At 73.3% G+C, this 17,060-nt stretch carries 18 protein-coding genes; 2 read left to right on the top strand and 16 right to left on the bottom strand.

All coding sequences use genetic code 11. The annotated features are described in order from the left end of the window. Window positions 1-120 precede the first annotated feature (120 nt). Window positions 121-684 carry a GNAT family N-acetyltransferase gene (locus tag AB0F89_RS15105; protein WP_367136596.1) on the top strand — a complete coding sequence of 188 codons (564 nt, stop codon included), beginning with the start codon at window positions 121-123 and terminating at the stop codon, window positions 682-684. Window positions 685-694: 10 nt separating this feature from the next. Next, complete coding sequence (locus AB0F89_RS15100) at window positions 695-1,192, top strand: hypothetical protein (RefSeq protein WP_367136594.1); 498 nt, start codon at window positions 695-697, stop codon at window positions 1,190-1,192. On the opposite strand, the gene AB0F89_RS15095 is transcribed toward AB0F89_RS15100, so the two are convergent. The 16 genes from AB0F89_RS15095 to AB0F89_RS15020 form a co-directional block, all read right to left on the bottom strand. Next, window positions 1,143-1,520 (bottom strand): PRC-barrel domain-containing protein, encoded by a 378-nt coding sequence (locus AB0F89_RS15095; RefSeq protein ID WP_367136592.1) that lies wholly within the window; start codon window positions 1,518-1,520, stop codon window positions 1,143-1,145. The genes AB0F89_RS15100 and AB0F89_RS15095 overlap by 50 nt on opposite strands. A 60-nt stretch (window positions 1,521-1,580) precedes the next feature. Continuing rightward, entirely contained in the window at window positions 1,581-2,372 is a 792-nt protein-coding gene (locus AB0F89_RS15090) for a cellulose-binding domain-containing protein (protein WP_367136590.1), read from the bottom strand. 227 nt (window positions 2,373-2,599) lie between these two features. Then, window positions 2,600-3,055, bottom strand: coding sequence for a tetratricopeptide repeat protein (locus tag AB0F89_RS15085; protein WP_367136588.1), 456 nt, complete (start codon window positions 3,053-3,055; stop codon window positions 2,600-2,602). A gap of 16 nt (window positions 3,056-3,071) precedes the next feature. After that, a complete protein-coding gene (dapB, locus tag AB0F89_RS15080; RefSeq protein WP_367136586.1) occupies window positions 3,072-3,830 on the bottom strand; it encodes a 4-hydroxy-tetrahydrodipicolinate reductase in 759 nt (252 codons plus the stop codon). Beyond that, window positions 3,827-5,233, bottom strand: a complete 1,407-nt coding sequence (locus AB0F89_RS15075; RefSeq protein WP_367136584.1) for a M16 family metallopeptidase — start codon at window positions 5,231-5,233, stop codon at window positions 3,827-3,829. The genes dapB and AB0F89_RS15075 overlap by 4 nt, the downstream gene beginning before the upstream one ends. Then, complete coding sequence (locus AB0F89_RS15070) at window positions 5,230-7,467, bottom strand: polyribonucleotide nucleotidyltransferase (protein ID WP_367136582.1); 2,238 nt, start codon at window positions 7,465-7,467, stop codon at window positions 5,230-5,232. The genes AB0F89_RS15075 and AB0F89_RS15070 overlap by 4 nt, the downstream gene beginning before the upstream one ends. A gap of 225 nt (window positions 7,468-7,692) precedes the next feature. Beyond that, window positions 7,693-7,962, bottom strand: a complete 270-nt coding sequence (rpsO, locus tag AB0F89_RS15065) for a 30S ribosomal protein S15 (protein WP_033432682.1) — start codon at window positions 7,960-7,962, stop codon at window positions 7,693-7,695. Window positions 7,963-8,085: 123 nt separating this feature from the next. Beyond that, entirely contained in the window at window positions 8,086-8,538 is a 453-nt protein-coding gene (locus AB0F89_RS15060) for a 2'-5' RNA ligase family protein (RefSeq protein WP_367136580.1), read from the bottom strand. A 4-nt stretch (window positions 8,539-8,542) separates the two neighbouring features. Beyond that, entirely contained in the window at window positions 8,543-9,028 is a 486-nt protein-coding gene (locus AB0F89_RS15055; protein ID WP_367136578.1) for a helix-turn-helix domain-containing protein, read from the bottom strand. 92 nt (window positions 9,029-9,120) lie between these two features. Beyond that, window positions 9,121-10,062 (bottom strand): bifunctional riboflavin kinase/FAD synthetase, encoded by a 942-nt coding sequence (locus tag AB0F89_RS15050; protein ID WP_367136576.1) that lies wholly within the window; start codon window positions 10,060-10,062, stop codon window positions 9,121-9,123. A 10-nt stretch (window positions 10,063-10,072) separates the two neighbouring features. Next, entirely contained in the window at window positions 10,073-11,788 is a 1,716-nt protein-coding gene (locus tag AB0F89_RS15045) for a tetratricopeptide repeat protein (protein ID WP_367136574.1), read from the bottom strand. A gap of 88 nt (window positions 11,789-11,876) precedes the next feature. Beyond that, window positions 11,877-12,242: a hypothetical protein gene (locus AB0F89_RS15040; protein ID WP_367136572.1), complete on the bottom strand. Its 366-nt coding sequence runs from the start codon at window positions 12,240-12,242 to the stop codon at window positions 11,877-11,879. A 17-nt stretch (window positions 12,243-12,259) separates the two neighbouring features. Continuing rightward, complete coding sequence (truB, locus tag AB0F89_RS15035) at window positions 12,260-13,174, bottom strand: tRNA pseudouridine(55) synthase TruB (RefSeq protein ID WP_367136570.1); 915 nt, start codon at window positions 13,172-13,174, stop codon at window positions 12,260-12,262. Between the two features lie 11 nt (window positions 13,175-13,185). Further along, a complete protein-coding gene (locus AB0F89_RS15030; RefSeq protein ID WP_367136568.1) occupies window positions 13,186-14,529 on the bottom strand; it encodes a nitrate/nitrite transporter in 1,344 nt (447 codons plus the stop codon). A gap of 102 nt (window positions 14,530-14,631) precedes the next feature. Next, window positions 14,632-15,933 (bottom strand): MATE family efflux transporter, encoded by a 1,302-nt coding sequence (locus AB0F89_RS15025; RefSeq protein WP_367136566.1) that lies wholly within the window; start codon window positions 15,931-15,933, stop codon window positions 14,632-14,634. 110 nt (window positions 15,934-16,043) lie between these two features. Beyond that, window positions 16,044-17,057, bottom strand: a complete 1,014-nt coding sequence (locus AB0F89_RS15020) for a bifunctional oligoribonuclease/PAP phosphatase NrnA (RefSeq protein WP_367136564.1) — start codon at window positions 17,055-17,057, stop codon at window positions 16,044-16,046. Window positions 17,058-17,060 lie beyond the last annotated feature (3 nt).

The following is a 17,060-nucleotide window of genomic DNA, read 5'->3' as shown; positions in this document are numbered from 1 at the left end:
TTCATGCCGCACGGCCGCGAATCACGCGGTTTTCGGCCACCACCTCGGGAGTCCGCCGGGTCGGGCCGGAACCCCGGTGGCCGGCGGCCCCGCTCCCCGACCGGCCGCTAGGGTGCCCGCATGGCCGACGCCACCACGCGCACCGCGCAGCCCGACGACGTGGCGGAGATCGCCCGCATCCACCGAGACACCTGGCGAACCGCCTACCGGGAACTCGTGCCCGCCGAGGTCCTGGAAGCCCTCGACGTGGACGACACCGCGCCCGCGTGGGCCGAGGCGGTCGCGCGCGGGCAGGTCTTCGTCGCCACCGAAGGCGCCTGGACGGTCGGGTTCTGCGTCGCGGGCATCGCGCCCGGAGGAGAAGTCGCGCACGCGGACGGCTCGCTGCCCGAGGACGCCGCCACGACGGCGTTGGTGAGCGTGCTCGTGGAACCGCGCTGGGGACGGCGCGGGCACGGCGGCAGGCTGCTCGGCACGGCGGCCCGCCACCTGCGCGAAGCGGGCGCGACCAGGGGCGTGGCGTGGGTGCCGGAGGCGGACAAGGCGTCGACCGGCTTCTACGGCAAGGCCGACTGGGAGGCCGACGGCACGGTCCGGACCCTGGACGCGGGCGGGCGGCCGCTGCGCGAGATCAGGGTTTCCGGGGGGCTGTCCCTACTGCTCACGCCGTCACCCCACAGGTAGCCTCGACCGGGTGATTGGGTGGCTGTGCCTCACGTTCGGGATCGCTTTCGGCTCCGCGCTGTTACCCCTGATCAGCATCGAGATCTTCGTCGTCGGACTGGTGACCCAGCAACCCGGCATCTCTTGGTGGTGGATCGGGCTCGCGGTCGCCCTGGGCCAGGTCCTGGGCAAGATGTTCTACTTCCTGGCCGCGCGCGGCACGTTGCACCTGCCCGCGTTCCTCAAGCGCGAGGAGAAGGGGGAGAAGGCGCTGTCGCCGCGGCGGCAGAAGTGGAAGGCGCGCCTGGAGTGGGTGCGCGTGCGCTGCCACCGGCACCCGCACTGGATGTTCGGCACGCACGCGGTCAGCTCGGTCGTCGGCCTGCCGCCGTTCATGTTCACCACCGTGCTGGCGGGCCTGGCCGGCATGTCGTCCTGGCTGTTCGTGTCGACCGGTGTGGTCGGCCGGTTCGCCCGGTTCAGCGTGCTGGCCGCGTCGCCCGCCGCCGTTGCCGGCTGGGTGCACTGACGCCGGCGGGCTGGTGGCGCACCAGGCGCTGCTCCGGCAGCCGCAACCCGTAGTGGTCGTGCAGCTCGGCCTGCTCGGCCTCGGACAGGTCCCGGTCGCCGACCCGCGGCGCGTCGCGCACCTCGCGCTCCTCCACCGGCACCACCAGCCTCCGGTCGCGCACCTGGCCGCCCCGGATCGGCACGAGCGTGGTCCCGCCGTCTCTGCGGACCGACGCCCACAGCGGCCGGCCACCGGCCAGCCACAGCTCCGCGACCGGTCCGATGGGCCGGCCGTGCCGGTCGAGCACGTCGCAGTCGAGCAGTCGGTCTACCGCTGAACGATCCATGCCCCTCCGGCTACCCGGCCGAACGGTTTGCCGCACCCGGAACCACTCGGTCGTGTGACCCTAGGGTCGCTCACCGGGACGGTCGCCGGACCGTCCGAGGTGCCGGCGCACCACGAGCAGGACGGCGGTGCCCACGGCCGCCACGAGCAGGCTGATCACCAGGCCCAGGCGCAGCGCGTCCACCCCGCTGTCGGGGCTCACGTCCGCGGACAGCACGACCGCGGGCTTCTGCGACGCCGTCGGCCAGGCGATGGTCTCGGACGCCGACGACTCCGCGGGCTCGCTCACGGCCGACGACGAGGACGAGGGCGCGGACGCGGTCGTGGTGGTGGTGGTGGTCGTGGGTGTGGTCGTGGTCGTCGCGGCGGACGACCCGGTCGTGAGCGGCGGCGTGGAGGGCGGCGTCGTCGCGTCGCTCGTCGTGCCGGCGGTCACGACCGAGCCGGTGCACGGCACGCCGTTCAGGGTGAACGCCGCCGGCGCCGGGTTGCTGCCCGTCCAGGAGCCGTTGAAGCCGACCGTCACCGACCGGCCCGTGGCCAGCGCGCGGTTGTAGTCGGCGCTCCGCACCCGCACGGCGCTGCCGGTCTGGCTGAACACGCCGTTCCACGTCTCGGAGCCGATCCGCTGCCCGGCGGTGAACGCCCACTCCAGGGCCCAGCCCGACAGCGGGTCGCCGAGGTTGGTCAGGGTGACCCGCGCGCCGAACCCGCCGCGCCACTGGTCGGTGACCGCGTAGTCGACGGCGCAGCCGGGCGCCGCGTGCGCCGGGGCGGCCGGGGTGGCGAGGCCGCCCACGACCAGGACCGCGGCGACGGCGAGGACCGCGCGGGCGATCCGAGCGAGGTGCATGGCTACTCCCGGGGACGTGCGGCGGTTCGCCTGATTCTTCCCCAGGAAGTCGCCCGATCAGCCGAAGGTGAGCGCGATACCCAGCGCGATCGTGACGACGACGCAGGCGACGGTCAGCCGGAGGTTTTCGCAGGTCTTGGTCACGTCACTCAGAGTAGCGACCACGGCCGACGAATCCAAGGCAAGAGAACGTTAAGACCGAATGAATCACGTCTCACCCGGGTGACTCACACCCGATTCGTCGGCGACTGGAATAGCTCGATCGCTTTCCGCATCGTCTCCCGCGCCCGGCCGCGGTCACCGGCCAGGTCGTACGCCTGGGCGAGCAGGAACCATGTCCGCCAGTCGTCCGGCCGGGCCCGGACGTCGACCGAGCGCTCCTCGAACCACGCGTCGGCGGCCTCCCGGTCCACCCGGCCGGACGGGCGGCGCGGCAGGCCGGACGTGTCGAGGAGACCGCCCTCGGCGTCGAGCTGCCGCGCCATCCGCTCGGTGGTGAAGCCGAACCGCAGGTTCGTCCACGCGATCCACGCGCCGATCAGCGGCAGCAGCAGCACGCCGACGCCGAGGCCGATGCCGACCGGGTCGCCGGTGCCGAGCAGCACCACGGCCCGGCCGCCGAGCAGCACGAAGTACACCGCCAGCGCGGCGGTGATCAGGAACGCGACGGCACGGGTCCTCATCGGCGCGCGGACCCGCTCAGAGGTCCATGTACTTGTCGAGGCCCACGGACAGCCCGGGGTGCGCGGCGATCGACCGCACGGCCAGCAGCACGCCCGGCATGAACGACTTGCGGTCCAGCGAGTCGTGCCGCAGCGTCAGCGTCTCGCCCTCGGTGCCGAACACGACCTCCTGGTGCGCGATCAGCCCGGCCAACCGCAGCGCGTGCACCCGCACGTCGCCCACGAGGGCGCCACGCGCGCCCGGCGCCTCCTGGGTCGTCGCGTCCGGCATCCGGCCGAGCCCCGCCGCCTCGCGGGCCTGCGAGATCAGCCGGGCCGTGTGCGCGGCGGTGCCGGAGGGCGCGTCCACCTTGCGCGGGTGGTGCAGCTCGATGACCTCGACCGACTCGTAGTACGGGGCGGCCAGCTCGGCGAACCGCATGGACAGCACCGCGCCGATGGCGAAGTTCGGCGCGATCAGCACGCCCAGCTCCGGCTTCGGCTCCAGCCACTCCGCGACCGCGCCCAGCCGCTGCGCGTCGAACCCGGACGTGCCGACGACGGCGTGGATGCCGTTGTCGACGCAGAACCGGAGGTTGTCCATCACCACCTCGGGGTTGGTGAAGTCGACCACGACCTCCGCGCCTGCGTCGGCCAGGTTGAACAGCCAGTCGCCGGCGTCCACCATCGCGACGACTTCCATGTCCGGCGCCGCCTCGACCGCGCGGCACACCTCGGCGCCCATGCGGCCCCTGGCGCCGATGACGCCGACGCGGAGTGGTTCTGCGGAACTCAAGAGATCACCTCGTGCACCTGGGAGGGCAGATCGTCGGCGTGAGCGTAAGGGCCGACCACAGCGGCGGCGACGGGGCGTCGCAGCAGATCACGCGCCAACGCCGCCACGTCGTCCGCCGTCACGGCCTCGATGCGCGCCAGCGTCTGCTCGACGGACAGGTAGTCGCCGTAGTTCAGCTCGCCCTTGCCGATGCGCGACATCCGCGAGCTGGTGTCCTCCAGGCCGAGCACGAGCCCGCCGCGCAGCTGCCCCTTGCCGCGGGCCAGCTCCGCGTCGCCCAGGCCCTCGCGGGCCACCGTGGACAGCACGTCGCGCACCACCCCGGCCACGTCGCCGAGCCGGTCCGGCTGGCAGCCCGCGTACACCGACCACGTGCCGGTGTCCGCGTACAGGCCGACCGAGGAGTAGACCTGGTAGGCGAGCCCGCGCCGTTCCCTGACCTCCTGGAACAGCCGCGAGCTCATGCCGCCGCCCAGCGCGGCGTTCAGCACGTTCAACGCGAACCGGCGCTCGTCGTGCCGGTCCAGCCCGCGCACGCCCAGCATCAGGTGCGCCTGCTCGGTGTCGTCGGAGTGCAGCACCAGCTTGCGCGAGCCGGGGATGCGGGCCCGGCCCGCGCGCGGCGCGACCGGCGTGCCGACGCGGTCGAGCCGGTCGCCGACCTGCTTGCGCACCAGGCGCATCACCTGCGCGTGGTCGATGTTGCCCGCCACCGCGAGCACCATCCGCGGCAGCGCGTACCGCCGCTTGTAGAAGCCGAACAGCGCGTCCCGGTCCATGTCCCCGATGGACTGCTCGGTGCCCAGCACCGGCCGGCCGAGCGCGTGCTCGCCCATCAGGGCGTCCAGGAACGCGTCGTGCAGCAGGTCTTCCGGGTCGTCGTCGCGCATCGCGATCTCTTCGAGCACCACGCCGCGCTCGGTCTCGAAGTCGCGCGGCTCGCACAGCGCGTCGAACACCACGTCGCACACCAGGTCCATCGCCAGCGGCAGGTCCTCGTCCAGGACGTGCGCGTAGTAGCAGGTGTGCTCCTTGGCGGTGAACGCGTTCAGCTCGCCGCCGACGGCGTCGATCTCCTCGGCGATCGCCGCCGCCGTGCGGTTCGCGGTGCCCTTGAACAGCAGGTGCTCCAGGTAGTGCGCGGCGCCCGCGACCTCGACCCGCTCGTCGCGCGACCCCACCTGCACCCACAGGCCGACCGACGCCGACCGCACGCCGGGGATGCGCTCGGTGATGACCCGCAGGCCGGACGGCAGCAGCGTGCGGCGGACCGCCACGCCCGCGTCGCCGCGTTCCAGCGACACCGTGCTGCCCGGCTTCTGCAGGTGCCCGAGCCTGCTCGCAAGCGGACGGCCGCGGGTGCTGGAAGCACCCGCGGCCGTCCTGTTGACGCTCTTCGTCACTGCGCCGGGGCCTCGGCGGGTGCGGCGTCCTGGGCGGGGTTGTCGGCGGCCGGGGCCGCCTCCGCGTCCTCGTTGACCAGGACCAGGCTGATCTTGCCGCGCTGGTCGATGTCGGCGATCTCGACCTGGAGCTTGTCGCCGACCTTGACGACGTCCTCCACCTTGGCGATGCGCTTGCCGTTGCCCAGCTTGGAGATGTGGATCAGGCCGTCCTTGCCCGGGAGCAGGGACACGAACGCGCCGAACGCCGCGGTCTTCACCACGGTGCCCAGGAAGCGCTCGCCCACCTTCGGCAGCTGCGGGTTCGCGATCGCGTTGATCAGGCCGATCGCGGCCTCGGCCGACGGGCCGTCCGCCGCGCCGACGTAGATCGTGCCGTCGTCCTCGATGGAGATGTCGGCGCCGGTCTGCTCGGTGATCGAGTTGATCATCTTGCCCTTCGGGCCGATGACCTCGCCGATCTTGTCGGTCGGGATCTTGACCGACGTCACGCGCGGCGCGAACGGGCTCATCTCGTCCGGGCTGTCGATGGCCTCGGCCATGACCTCCAGGATGGTCAGGCGCGCGTCGCGGGCCTGGCCCAGGGCGCCCGCGAGGACGTCGGACGGGATGCCGTCCAGCTTGGTGTCGAGCTGGAGCGCGGTCACGAACTCCTTGGTGCCGGCGACCTTGAAGTCCATGTCGCCGAACGCGTCCTCGGCGCCGAGGATGTCGGTCAGCGCGACGTACTCCGTCTTGCCGTCGACCTCGTCGGACACCAGGCCCATGGCGATGCCCGAGACCGGCGCCTTCAGCGGCACGCCGGCGTTGAGCAGCGACATCGTGGACGCGCAGACCGAGCCCATCGACGTCGAGCCGTTCGAGCTCAGCGCCTCGGACACCTGGCGGATCGCGTAGGGGAACTCCTCGCGCTTGGGCAGCACGGGCATCAGCGCCCGCTCGGCCAGCGCGCCGTGGCCGATCTCGCGGCGCTTGGGCGAGCCCACGCGGCCGGTCTCACCGGTGGAGAACGGCGGGAAGTTGTAGTGGTGCAGGTAGCGCTTGTGCGTCTCCGGGGACAGCGAGTCGATCTGCTGCTCCATGCGCAGCATGTTCAGCGTGGTGATGCCCAGGATCTGGGTCTCGCCGCGCTCGAACAGCGACGAGCCGTGCGCCCGCGGGATCAGCTCGACCTCGGCCGACAGCGACCGGATCTCGGTGAGGCCGCGGCCGTCGATGCGCACCTTGTCGCGCAGGATGCGCTGGCGGACGAGCTTCTTGGTCAGCGAGCGGAACGCCGCGCCGACCTCCTTCTCGCGACCCTCGAACTGCTCGGCCAGCTTCTCCAGCACCGACGCCTTGACCTCGTCGATGCGGGACTCGCGCTCCTGCTTGCCGCCGATGGTCATCGCCTGCGCCAGCTCGCCCGACGCGGCCTGCTCGACGGCCTCGAAGGCGTCGGCCTGGTAGGCCGGGTAGGTCGGGAACTCGCCGGTGGCCTTCGCGGCGACCCGCGCCAGCTCGGCCTGCGCGTCGCACAGCGCCTTGATGAACGGCTTGGCCGCCTCCAGGCCCGCCGCGACGACCTCCTCGGTCGGCGCCTGCGCGCCGTCGCCGATCAGGTCGATCACGTTCTCGGTGGCCTCGGCCTCGACCATCATGATCGCGACGTCGTCACCGACCACGCGGCCGGCGACGACCATGTCGAACACGGCCTTCTCCAGCTGCTCGTGGGTCGGGAACGCCACCCACTGGCCCTCGATCAGCGCCACCCGGACGCCGCCGATGGGGCCGGAGAACGGCAGGCCCGCGAGCTGCGTGGACGCGGACGCGGCGTTGATCGCCACGACGTCGTACAGGTCCTGCGGGTTCAGGCTCATCACCGTGATGACGACCTGGATCTCGTTGCGCAGACCGTCCACGAAGGACGGGCGCAGCGGCCGGTCGATGAGCCGGCAGGTCAGGATCGCGTCGGTGGACGGGCGACCCTCGCGGCGGAAGAACGAGCCGGGGATGCGGCCCGCGGCGTACATGCGCTCCTCGACGTCCACCGTGAGGGGGAAGAAGTCGAAGTGCTCCTTGGGGTGCTTCGACGCCGTCGTCGCCGACAGCAGCATGGTCTCGTCGTCCAGGTAGGCGACGACCGAACCCGCCGCCTGGCGGGCCAGGCGACCGGTCTCGAAGCGGATGGTGCGGGTGCCGAACCGACCGTTGTCGATCGTGGCGGAAGTCTCGTGGACCTCGATGTCCGTCATGTGTCAGGTACTCCTCGTCATGCGGGTCACAGCGCGCTCAGGCGCGGGATCGCGGTTCGGACGAGGCCGGTCTTCGATCGAAGTCCCCTGGGTTTCCTCTACCAGGGGGCCACTACCGAGGACCGGCGAACTGTCGTCCCGGGCGCCGCGCGTGCTTCCCTCGTCTTCGTTTTCGGCAATGCCCGAGGGGGAGCGACCGCAGCGGTCACTCCCCCTCGGCAGGTCTCACCGGCGCAGGCCGAGCCGACCGATCAGGTCGCGGTAGCGCTGGATGTCCACCTTCTGCAGGTAGTTCAGCAGCCGCCGGCGGCGGCCGACCAGCAGGAGCAGGCCACGACGCGAGTGGTGGTCGTGCTTGTGCTTCTTCAGGTGCTCCGTCAGGTCGGCGATGCGCTTGCTCAGCAGCGCGACCTGGGCCTCGGCGGAACCGGTGTCCGTGTCGTGGACGCCGTACTCGGCGAGGATGGTCTTCTTCTGCTCGGTCGTCAGTGCCACGTGCGCGTTACTCCTTGTGCTGGTTAGGTGCCGTGCGGCCCCGTGCGAAGCGGGGTAGTCGGTACTGGCCGCCACGGACCGCAGCCAGACCCAAAGGTCGAGGTTACCAGCAGTGCCGGACGGTTACCCGTTTGACGTGCTCAAGGGCACTCGGTCGAGGACGGTGTAGCCCTCCGCCGGGCGGCTGCGGACCAGCGCCACCTCGGTGGCGGTCCACTCGCGACCGGAGAACTCCACGCGCGGCGTCGGCTCGCCCCTGGCCACCGTCAGGTGCGGCAGCCAGTCCGGCGGGACCAGGGCCGCCCCGCCCAGCTCGGCCAGCGGGCCCTCCACCCCGATCCACAGCACCTGCCGGAACGAGCCGCTGTCGCGCAGCCGCAGCACGGGCGCGGTGACGCGGTCCAGGCCGGCGAGCTGACCGGCGGGTTCGGCGTCGCCGAAGAAGCGGACGGTGACGTGCCAGCGGGAGGGGTGCTGCCAGCGCAGCCGCGGGTGCCGCGCGCGGACCGGGCGGAGGGCGGCGTCCAGCTCCTCGACCACGTCGGCGGGCGGGAAGATCGCGGAGAACAGGCTCACGGGGTCAGGCTTCGGTGACCTTGCCCGCTCGGCGCAGCAGCTCGGCCAGCGCCGGGAAGTCCTCGCCGAGCACGTCGGCGGCCTGGGACAGCTCGCGGCGGTCGGCCAGCCGGCGCAGGAACGGGAACACCACGGCCTCGGCGTCGGCGGCGTTCACCGGCAGCGAGTCGCGGCTCACCGTGGGCTTCGACTGGCGGACGTCCTCCAGCGCGCGCTGCAACGCCTCGGGCGCGCCGGACGCCACGTCGGGGGTGAGGACCTTGCGCTCCAGCATGATCATCCGGGCCAGCACGGAGGGGTTGCCGATCTTGGCCCGGCGGCCGCTCATCACCTGGCTCAGCATGGGGGCGCTGATGCCCAGCACCTCGGCGAGCTGCGCCTGCGAGACGTTGAACGCGACCACAAGCCGGCGCACCCGGTCGCCCAGGGGTTCGCCGTACCACTCGCGCTGCAGCGCGAGGTTGCGCTGGACGATCTTGTGGTCCTCCACCTTCGCCTCTCCCCTGACCGACGGACGTCACCGGCATCCTGCCAGGTCGGCACGTGTCGCACGGCCGGTTCCACTCACCTGGTCCAACCCGGTCAGGCGTCCTCCGACGCCGCCAGGAGGTCGCGGGTCGTGGCGACGTCGCGGTGCATCTGCTCCAGCAGCGCCTCGACGCCGTCGAACTTCTCCATGTCCCGCAGCCGGTCCACGAAGTCCAGCGCCACCCGCTGGCCGTAGAAGTCCTCGTCCACGTCCAGCACGAACGCCTCGACCCGCCGTTCCCGGCCGGAGAACGTCGGGTTCGTGCCCACGCTCACCGCGGCCTTGAGGCGGCGGCCCGAGCCGTGCACGAACCAGCACGCGTACACGCCGTCGGCGGGCACCGCGGCGAACCGCGTGGTGGACAGGTTGGCGGTGGGGAAGCCCAGCTCCTTGCCCCGGCCGTCACCGCGCACCACGATGCCCTCCAGCCGGTGCGGCCGGCCGAGCGCCTGCGCCGCGGCGGCCACGTCGCCCGCGTCGATGCACGCCCGGATGTAGGTGGAGGAGTACGTCACGCCGTCGTCGGTCACCAGATCCGCCCCCTCGGTCACGAAACCGAACCTCTTGCCCAGTGCGCGCAGCAGGTCCACGTTGCCCGCCGCCCGGTGGCCGAAGGTGAAGTTCTCCCCGACCACCACGGCCGCCACGTGCAGCCGGTCCACCAGCACCTCGTGCGCGAACTCGTCGGCCGGGGTGCGCGCCACCTCGGCGGTGAACGGGAGCACGCAGAACACGTCCACGCCCAGGCCCTCGACCAGCTCGGCCCGGCGGCGCAGGCTGGTCAGCTGGGCCGGGTGGCTGCCCGCCCGGACCACCTCCGACGGGTGCGGGTCGAACGTGATGAGCACGCTCGGCACCGCCTTGTCCGCTGCCAGCCCGACCGCCCGCCCGATCAGCGCCTGGTGGCCGCGGTGCACCCCGTCGAACACGCCGATGGTCACCACGCACCGACCCCAGCCGCCCGGCAGGTCGTCAAGCCCTCTCCAGCGTTGCACGCGGGCAAGCCTACGGGTTGGGCCCGACGTCCCCGAGGAGGCCGAGCAGCTTCGCGGCCTTCTCCACCACCTCGTGATCGGCGCCCAGGACCGGCGCCCCGGCGCTCCGCACCGCTTCGCACTCCTCGCGCGCCGCGGCCCACCGCCCCTGGCCCAGCCAGACCTGGGCGATGCCCAGCCGCGCGGCGAGCACGTCCGGGTGGTCCGGTCCCAGGACGTGCCTCCGGGTCGCCAGCGCGTGCGAGTACAGCTCGAACGCGAGGGTGTCGCTGCCCGAGAACCGGCACAGCTCCGCCACGTCGAACGACGTCCGCGCCAGTGCCAAGAGGGTGCCGTCGGGGCTGCGCCCGAGCAGGCTGGTCCACTCGGGCAGGAGGTCCGCGTGGGCGAACAACGCGTGCCAGTGCAGCATCGCGTGGAAGTCGTCGCCCTCCATCCGGGTCACGGCCGCGTCCAGCAGGGCCGCGCAGCACTCGGTGTACAGCTCGGCCTCGCCGTCCAGTCGGACCTGGCTGCGCACGACGTCCCGCACGACCGGGTGCAGGGCCACCCCGGACACGATCGCCGGCCCTCCACTCGCCACGTCGAAGAGGGCCGGGTTCTCGATGGCCGTCGGGTCGAGCAGGCCGAGGTCCGCCAGACCGCGCAGCACGTGCGCGAGGGTGGCCGCTGTGATGCCCTCGAACGCGGCGAAGCCCGCGATGACGTCGGCGTCGAGCAGGAAGTGCGGCACGGGTTCCCGCGCGAACCACGACAGCAGCCGCAGCACGGCCCGCGCCGACCGCAGCCCGCGATCCGCCAGCAGGTCGAGCGAGAGGTCCCAGGTGCGGTGCAGCATCTCGCGGCTCGGCGCCGTGCCTGGGGACGCCGCGAGCAGTTCCGGGACGACGCCCTCCGGCGAGTCGAGGAAGGCGGCGAACGTGCGCGGCAACCGCAATCCCGGCAGGTCCGGACCCCCGCCCGCGACGGCGAGGTACCTCCCGATCGCGGTCAGAGCGAGCGGCAGCCCGCCGAGCCGCTCCGCGAGGCGGCGCGCGTCGGCGGCCGACCCGGCGGCGGGCGCGAGGTCGAGCAGCACGCACGTGGCGTCGTCCACGCCCAGCACCGGCACCGCGACGTGCGCCGCCATCCGGCCCCACACGTGGGTGTCGTGGTCGCGCGTGGTGACGAGCACCCCGCCGTGCGGTCCCGGCTCGCGCACCCACCCGGTGCCGTCGCCCACCCGGTGCCCGGCCGCGGCGAGGAGCTGGACGTCGTCCGCGTTGTCCACGATCAGCAACCACCGCCGACGCAGGGCGTGCAGCGACCTCCAGAGCAGGTCCGGCGCGGATGCCTGACCGGACCACGCCCTCGCCACGTCCTCGTGCGCCGAGCCGGCGCGCGACGCCACTTCCCGCAGCCCTTCCACCAGGCTCGTGCCGGTGCTCGCGTCGACCCACCACACCTGCGCGTCGACCTCCCGCGACACGCACAGCGCGACCGTCGTCTTGCCACGACCGCCCGCCCCGTGCAGGACGCCGACCCCTCCGCCGACCCGGTCCGAGACCTCGGCGACGAGGTCGTCCCGACCGAACACGCCGTGCCCGAGCCGGCCCAGCGGCGGCGCGACGGACACGAGTCCGGGTTCGAACGCGCGGCCCTCGACCCCGACGTACAGGTCCCGCCCCGCCTGGTTGATCCGGCTGGCGCCCGAGCCGTCCGCGCTCTGGCCAGGTGTCGTGATCACGGGCCCGTCACTCCGATGCGGACGTCAAAGGTCGTCTATATACCGAGTCCACCTCCACGGGGCCGCACAAGTGCGGACCGGCTTCCACCTAGTCCCGGCGGATGTCCCGGCCGGCCTGGTGGACGGCGCCGCCGTCGCGGGCGACGGCGGTCTGGTTGATCGTGGTCGGCGAGTTGACGGTGACCGGGCCGGCGACGTCGCCGGTCTGCGTCAGGCCGCCGTGCACGGTGCCGCTGGCGCTGTTGTTCACCTTCGGCCCCGGTTCGGGCCCCGGCGCGGCGGGCGGGGGCGTCCCGGCCTGCACGCGCAGCGCGATGACGACGCCCAACGCGGTCAGCAGCACGACCGTCACCCACGCCCACGGGTTGCCCCCGCGGTCGGTGGCCAGGTTGATCGCCACCCCGGTGGCCGACGTCACCACACCGGCCGCGGCCGGCCACACCCATCTCGACATGCCGTCCACGGTAGGGCTCACCCGGCCGGCGTGAGTACCACCAACGGCTTGGCGATCGGGCCCTCGTCCTTCGCCAGCGCGACCACGTGGCCGTCCGGGCCGAACACGCCGTACGTGCCGTCCAGCCCGCCCGCGGCCAGGCGCTGGCCGTGGGAGAGGGCCACCGCCTCGCGCGGCGCGATCTCGCGGCGGGGGAAGGCGGTCGACACGGCGGCGTCCAGGTCCAGGGACAGGCCCGGCGCGCTCTCCAGCTGCTCCAGGGTCTTGGCGACCCGCAGGTCGAACGGGCCGACGCGGGTGCGGCGCAGGGCGGCCAGGTGGCCGCCGACGCCGAGGTCCGCGCCCAGGTCCCGGGCCAGCGCCCGCACGTACGTCCCGGACGAGCACTCGACCATCACGTCCAGCTCGGTGCCGCCCTCCTCGCGGCGGACCGCCAGCACGTCGAACCGGTGCACGGTCACCGGGCGCGCCGGGATGTCCACCGCCTCGCCCGCCCGGACCCGCGCGTAGGCGCGCTTGCCGTCGATCTTCACCGCGCTCACCGCGCTGGGCACCTGCTCGATCGGACCGGTCAGCTTCGCCACCCCGGCCCGGATCGCGCCCTCGTCCACTCCGGACGAGTCCGCCGTGGACAGCACCTCGCCCTCGGCGTCGTCGGTCGTGGTGGCCGAGCCGAGGCGGATCGTCGACAGGTACGCCTTGCTGTCCAGCGCCAGGTGGCCGAGCAGCTTGGTGGCCCGCTCGATGCCGAGCACCAGCACGCCGGTCGCCATCGGGTCGAGGGTGCCCGCGTGCCCGACCTTGCGGGTGCCGAGGATGCGGCGGACCCTGGCCACCACGTCGTGCGAGGTCATGCCGTCGGGCTTGTCGATGACGACGAGACCGGGCGGGACGGGTGGCCCGAGAGAACGGGCACGAGAAGATGCGGGCACGGTGGAGGATCCTAAGCCTCGACCAAACTCCGCTCGTCGGCTCGGCCCACGTCCCAGCGCCGGCGGCGGAGCTGCACCGGCACGGCCTCGCCGCGGTCCTCGGCCGCGAACACTGCGGCACGCGCGCGACGCCACCACACGACCGTGCGCCACACGCCTACCAGCAGCACGGCGACCACCGACAGCAACGCGATCCGGTACGCCTGCGGCGCGGCGACGGCGGGTTCGACCACGTCCAGCAGCACGCCGACGGCGAGCGCGGTGAACGTGACGGCGCCGAAGCCGCCCACGTTGGCCACGCCGGTCGCCGTGCTCACCCGGTGGATCGGGTTGTAGTCGCGGACCAGCGCGAACGCCACGCCGGACACCGGGTTGCCCACCGCCAGCACCGCGAACACCGCGTACAGCACGGGCGTCGGCAGCACGCCGCCCGGCCAGCCGAGCAGCACCGCCCAGCACAGCACGGCCACGGCCAGGTAGGAGCCGACGATCGGCATCCGCCACTCGGGCCGGCTGCCGATGACCGTGCCCAGCACCGGCCCGACCACGATCGCCACCAGCACCAGCGTGCTCAGCACCGCCGACGCCGACGGCCGTGACAGGCCCTGCGCCTCGACCAGGTACGGGAACCCCCACAGCAGGCCGAGCACCGCGGGCGCGGACATCGACGTGAAGTGCACCCAGAACCCGAGCCGGGTGCTCGGCTCGCGCCACGCGCCGCGCACCTTCGCGCCGACCGAGCGCAGCGGCACGGGCTCGACCACCGGCTGCGGCACGCCGTCGGGCACCTCGCGCACCCGCCACGCGACCACCACCGAGTACAGCGCCGTCACCAGGCCGGCGGCCAGGAACGTCGCCGTCCAGCCCGCGTTGTCCAGCAGCAGCGTCAGCGGCACGGTCGCGACCAGGTTGCCCGCGCCGCCCAGCGCCGCCGACAGCGTCATGACCAGGGTGAACCGGCGGGGCGGGAAGTGGGCGGCGGCCAGCCGCAGCACGCTGACCCACGTCATGGCGTCGCCGACGCCGAGCACGGCGCGCGCGGCCAGGCCGAGGGGGTAGGAGTCGGCGAGCGCGAACAGGACCTGGCCGACGCCCATCAGCAGGGCGGCGGCGGTCAGCACGCGGCGCGGGCCGAAGCGGTCCACCAGCAGGCCGGTGGGGATCTGCATCAGCGCGTAGAGGCCGATCTGCAGCACGGTGAACGTGCCGAGCGCGGCCGGTCCGACGGCGAAGCGGTCGCCCGCCTCCAGGCTGGCCACGCCCAACGAGGTGCGGTGGAACAGCGCGGCGACGTAGACGACGACGGCGGTCGACCAGATCAGCCACGCTCGTCCCGTGGCGCGATCGACCGGCAAGGCGGGTCTCCTCGGCTGTTCCGTGCGGCGGCACTCCCAGTATCGACAAACAGTTGCCTACTGTTAACGATTCCCGGCGTGCCCCTCACCACAGTCGACGGGTCACCACACCGCGCCGACCCGCGCCCACTCCCCCGACCTGGTGCGCGCCAGCACCAGCGCCAGGCGCAGCACCATGAACGCCGACAGCCCGCTCCAGATCCCGACCAGGCCCCAGTCGAACACCGCCGACGCCCACACCAGCGGCAGGAACCCCAGCGCCGCCGCGGCCAGCGTCGCGGTCCGCAGGAACTTCGCGTCACCGGCGCCGAGCAGCACGCCGTCCAGCGCGAACACCACCCCGGCGACCGGCTGCAACCCGACGAAGAACCACCAGGCGTGCGGGATCTCGTCCAGCACCGCCCGGTCGGAGGTGAACACCAGCGGCAGCGGGCCGGACAGCGCGGCGAACACGACGCCGAGCAGCACGCCGAACCACAGCCCGTAGCCGGTCACCTGCCAGGCGAACCGCCGCGCCTGCTCCCGGCGTTCCGCGCCCAGCGCCGCGCCGATGATCGACTGCGCGGCGATCGCCAGCGAGTCCAGCACGAGCGCGAGGAACGTCCACAGCTGCAGCACCACCTGGTGCGCGCCCACCGCGCCGACCGACGTGCGCGCGGCCACCGAGGCGGCCGACAGGAAGCACGCCTGGAACGCGAGGCTGCGCAGCACCAGGTCCCGACCGAGGCCGAGCTGCGCGCGCATCCGCCGCCAGTCCGGCCGCAAGCCCACCCGCTCCGAGCGCAGCGCCTTGAAGAACAACCCGGCCGACAGCACCTGCGCGACCACGTTCGCGACCGCCGAGCCCTCCAGGCCCCAGTGCGCGCCGTGCACCAGCGCCGGGCACAGCACGGCCGAGATGCCGTTGCCGACCAGCACGTACCGCAGCGGGCGGCGGGTGTCCTGGACACCGCGCATCCAGCCGTTGCCGGCCATCGTGACCAGCACGAACGGTGCGCCGAACAACGCGATCCGCAGCCAGGAGACGGCGTTGTCGGCCACCTCGCCGCCACCGGCCAGCAGCCGTGCGGCGGGACCGGCCAGCAGCTGGCCCAGCACGATCACCAGCGCGCCGACGGCCAGCGCGAGCCACGTCGCCTGGACGCCCTCCTCCACCGCCTCCGCCCGCCGCCCCGCGCCGAACAGCCGGGCCGTGCGCGCGGTCGTGCCGTAGGACAGGAACGTCAACTGGGTCGCGACCTGCGTGAACAGCACGCCGCCCAGCGCCAGCCCGGCCAGCGGCAGCCCGCCGAGGTGGCCGACGACGGCCGTGTCCACCAGCACGTACAGCGGCTCGGCAGCCAGCACCACCAGCGCGGGCGCGGCCAACCCGACCACCCGCCGCGCCGGAACCCGGTCCTCCACCCGCACTCCCCCCCGAACGCCGGACTCTCGCCCGCCCAACGTACGACTCTCGCGAGAGTCCTACGCCCAGGCCACGGGAGTCCTGCGTTCAGGGCGCCTGGATTCAACGCTCAGGACGCGGTGACCGTCTCCAGGGCGGCCCGCAGGGCGGTCAGCACGTCGTCGGCCGAGCCGGTCGCGGTGAAGCCCGCGGCCAGCCGGTGGCCGCCACCGCCGAGCACCTGCGCCACCTCCCGCACGTCGACGTCCCGCACCGCGCGCAACGACACCGACCACGTCGACGGCCGCAGCTCCTTCAGCACCGCCGCCACCTCGGCCTCGGACGTGGTGCGCACCAGGTCGACCACGCTCTCCACCTCCTCGGGCCGCAGCCCGGAGGCGTCCTCCAGCGTCACGACGGCGTGCACGAACCCCAGCCCGCCCGCCGCGTCGCGCTCCAGGCACGCCCGACCGAGCACCTTCGCCAGCATCCCGAGGTACCCGAACGGGTGAGAGTCCATCAGCGGCCGGGCCACCGCCTCGGCGTCCACCCCGGCCGCGAGCAGCCGGGCCGCCACCTCGTGCGTGGACGCGGACGCGTGCCGGAACGACCGCGTGTCCGTCACCAGGCCCGCGTAGACGCACCGGGCCACCGGCTCGTCCAGCTCCACGCCCAGCGCGTCGAGCAGCCGCAGCACCACGATCGCCGTCGCCTCGGCCCGGTCGTCCACCACGTTCACGTGCCCGAACCGCGGGTTCGACACGTGGTGGTCCAGCACCACGACCACACCGGCGGTGGACACCCGGTCGCCCAGCGGCCCGAGCCGCCCGACGCTGCCCGCGTCCAGCGCCACCAGCACCGGCGGCGCGGCGGGCACCTCCGAGGCGGGCACCAGCAGGCCCGCCACGTCCAGGTCGCGCAACGTCTCCGGCACCTCGTCCGGCGCGCCGAACGACACCCGCACCACCGCGCCGCGGCGGTGCAGCGCCAGCCCGAGCGCCAACGCGCTGCCCAACGCGTCCGCGTCGGGGTTCACGTGTGCCAGCAGGGTGACGTCGGTGGCGGTGGACAGGACGCGGGCCGCCGCGGCGAGGTCGGCGTCCAGGTCGGACTCGACCGGGTTCAGGTTCGGATCGTTGTGCACGGC

Source organism: Saccharothrix sp. HUAS TT1 (genome assembly GCF_040744945.1).
Taxonomy (GTDB): Bacteria; Actinomycetota; Actinomycetes; order Mycobacteriales; family Pseudonocardiaceae; genus Actinosynnema.
The sequence above is the reverse complement of the archived record's forward strand: the minus strand, read 5'-3'. Positions and strand labels throughout refer to the sequence as shown.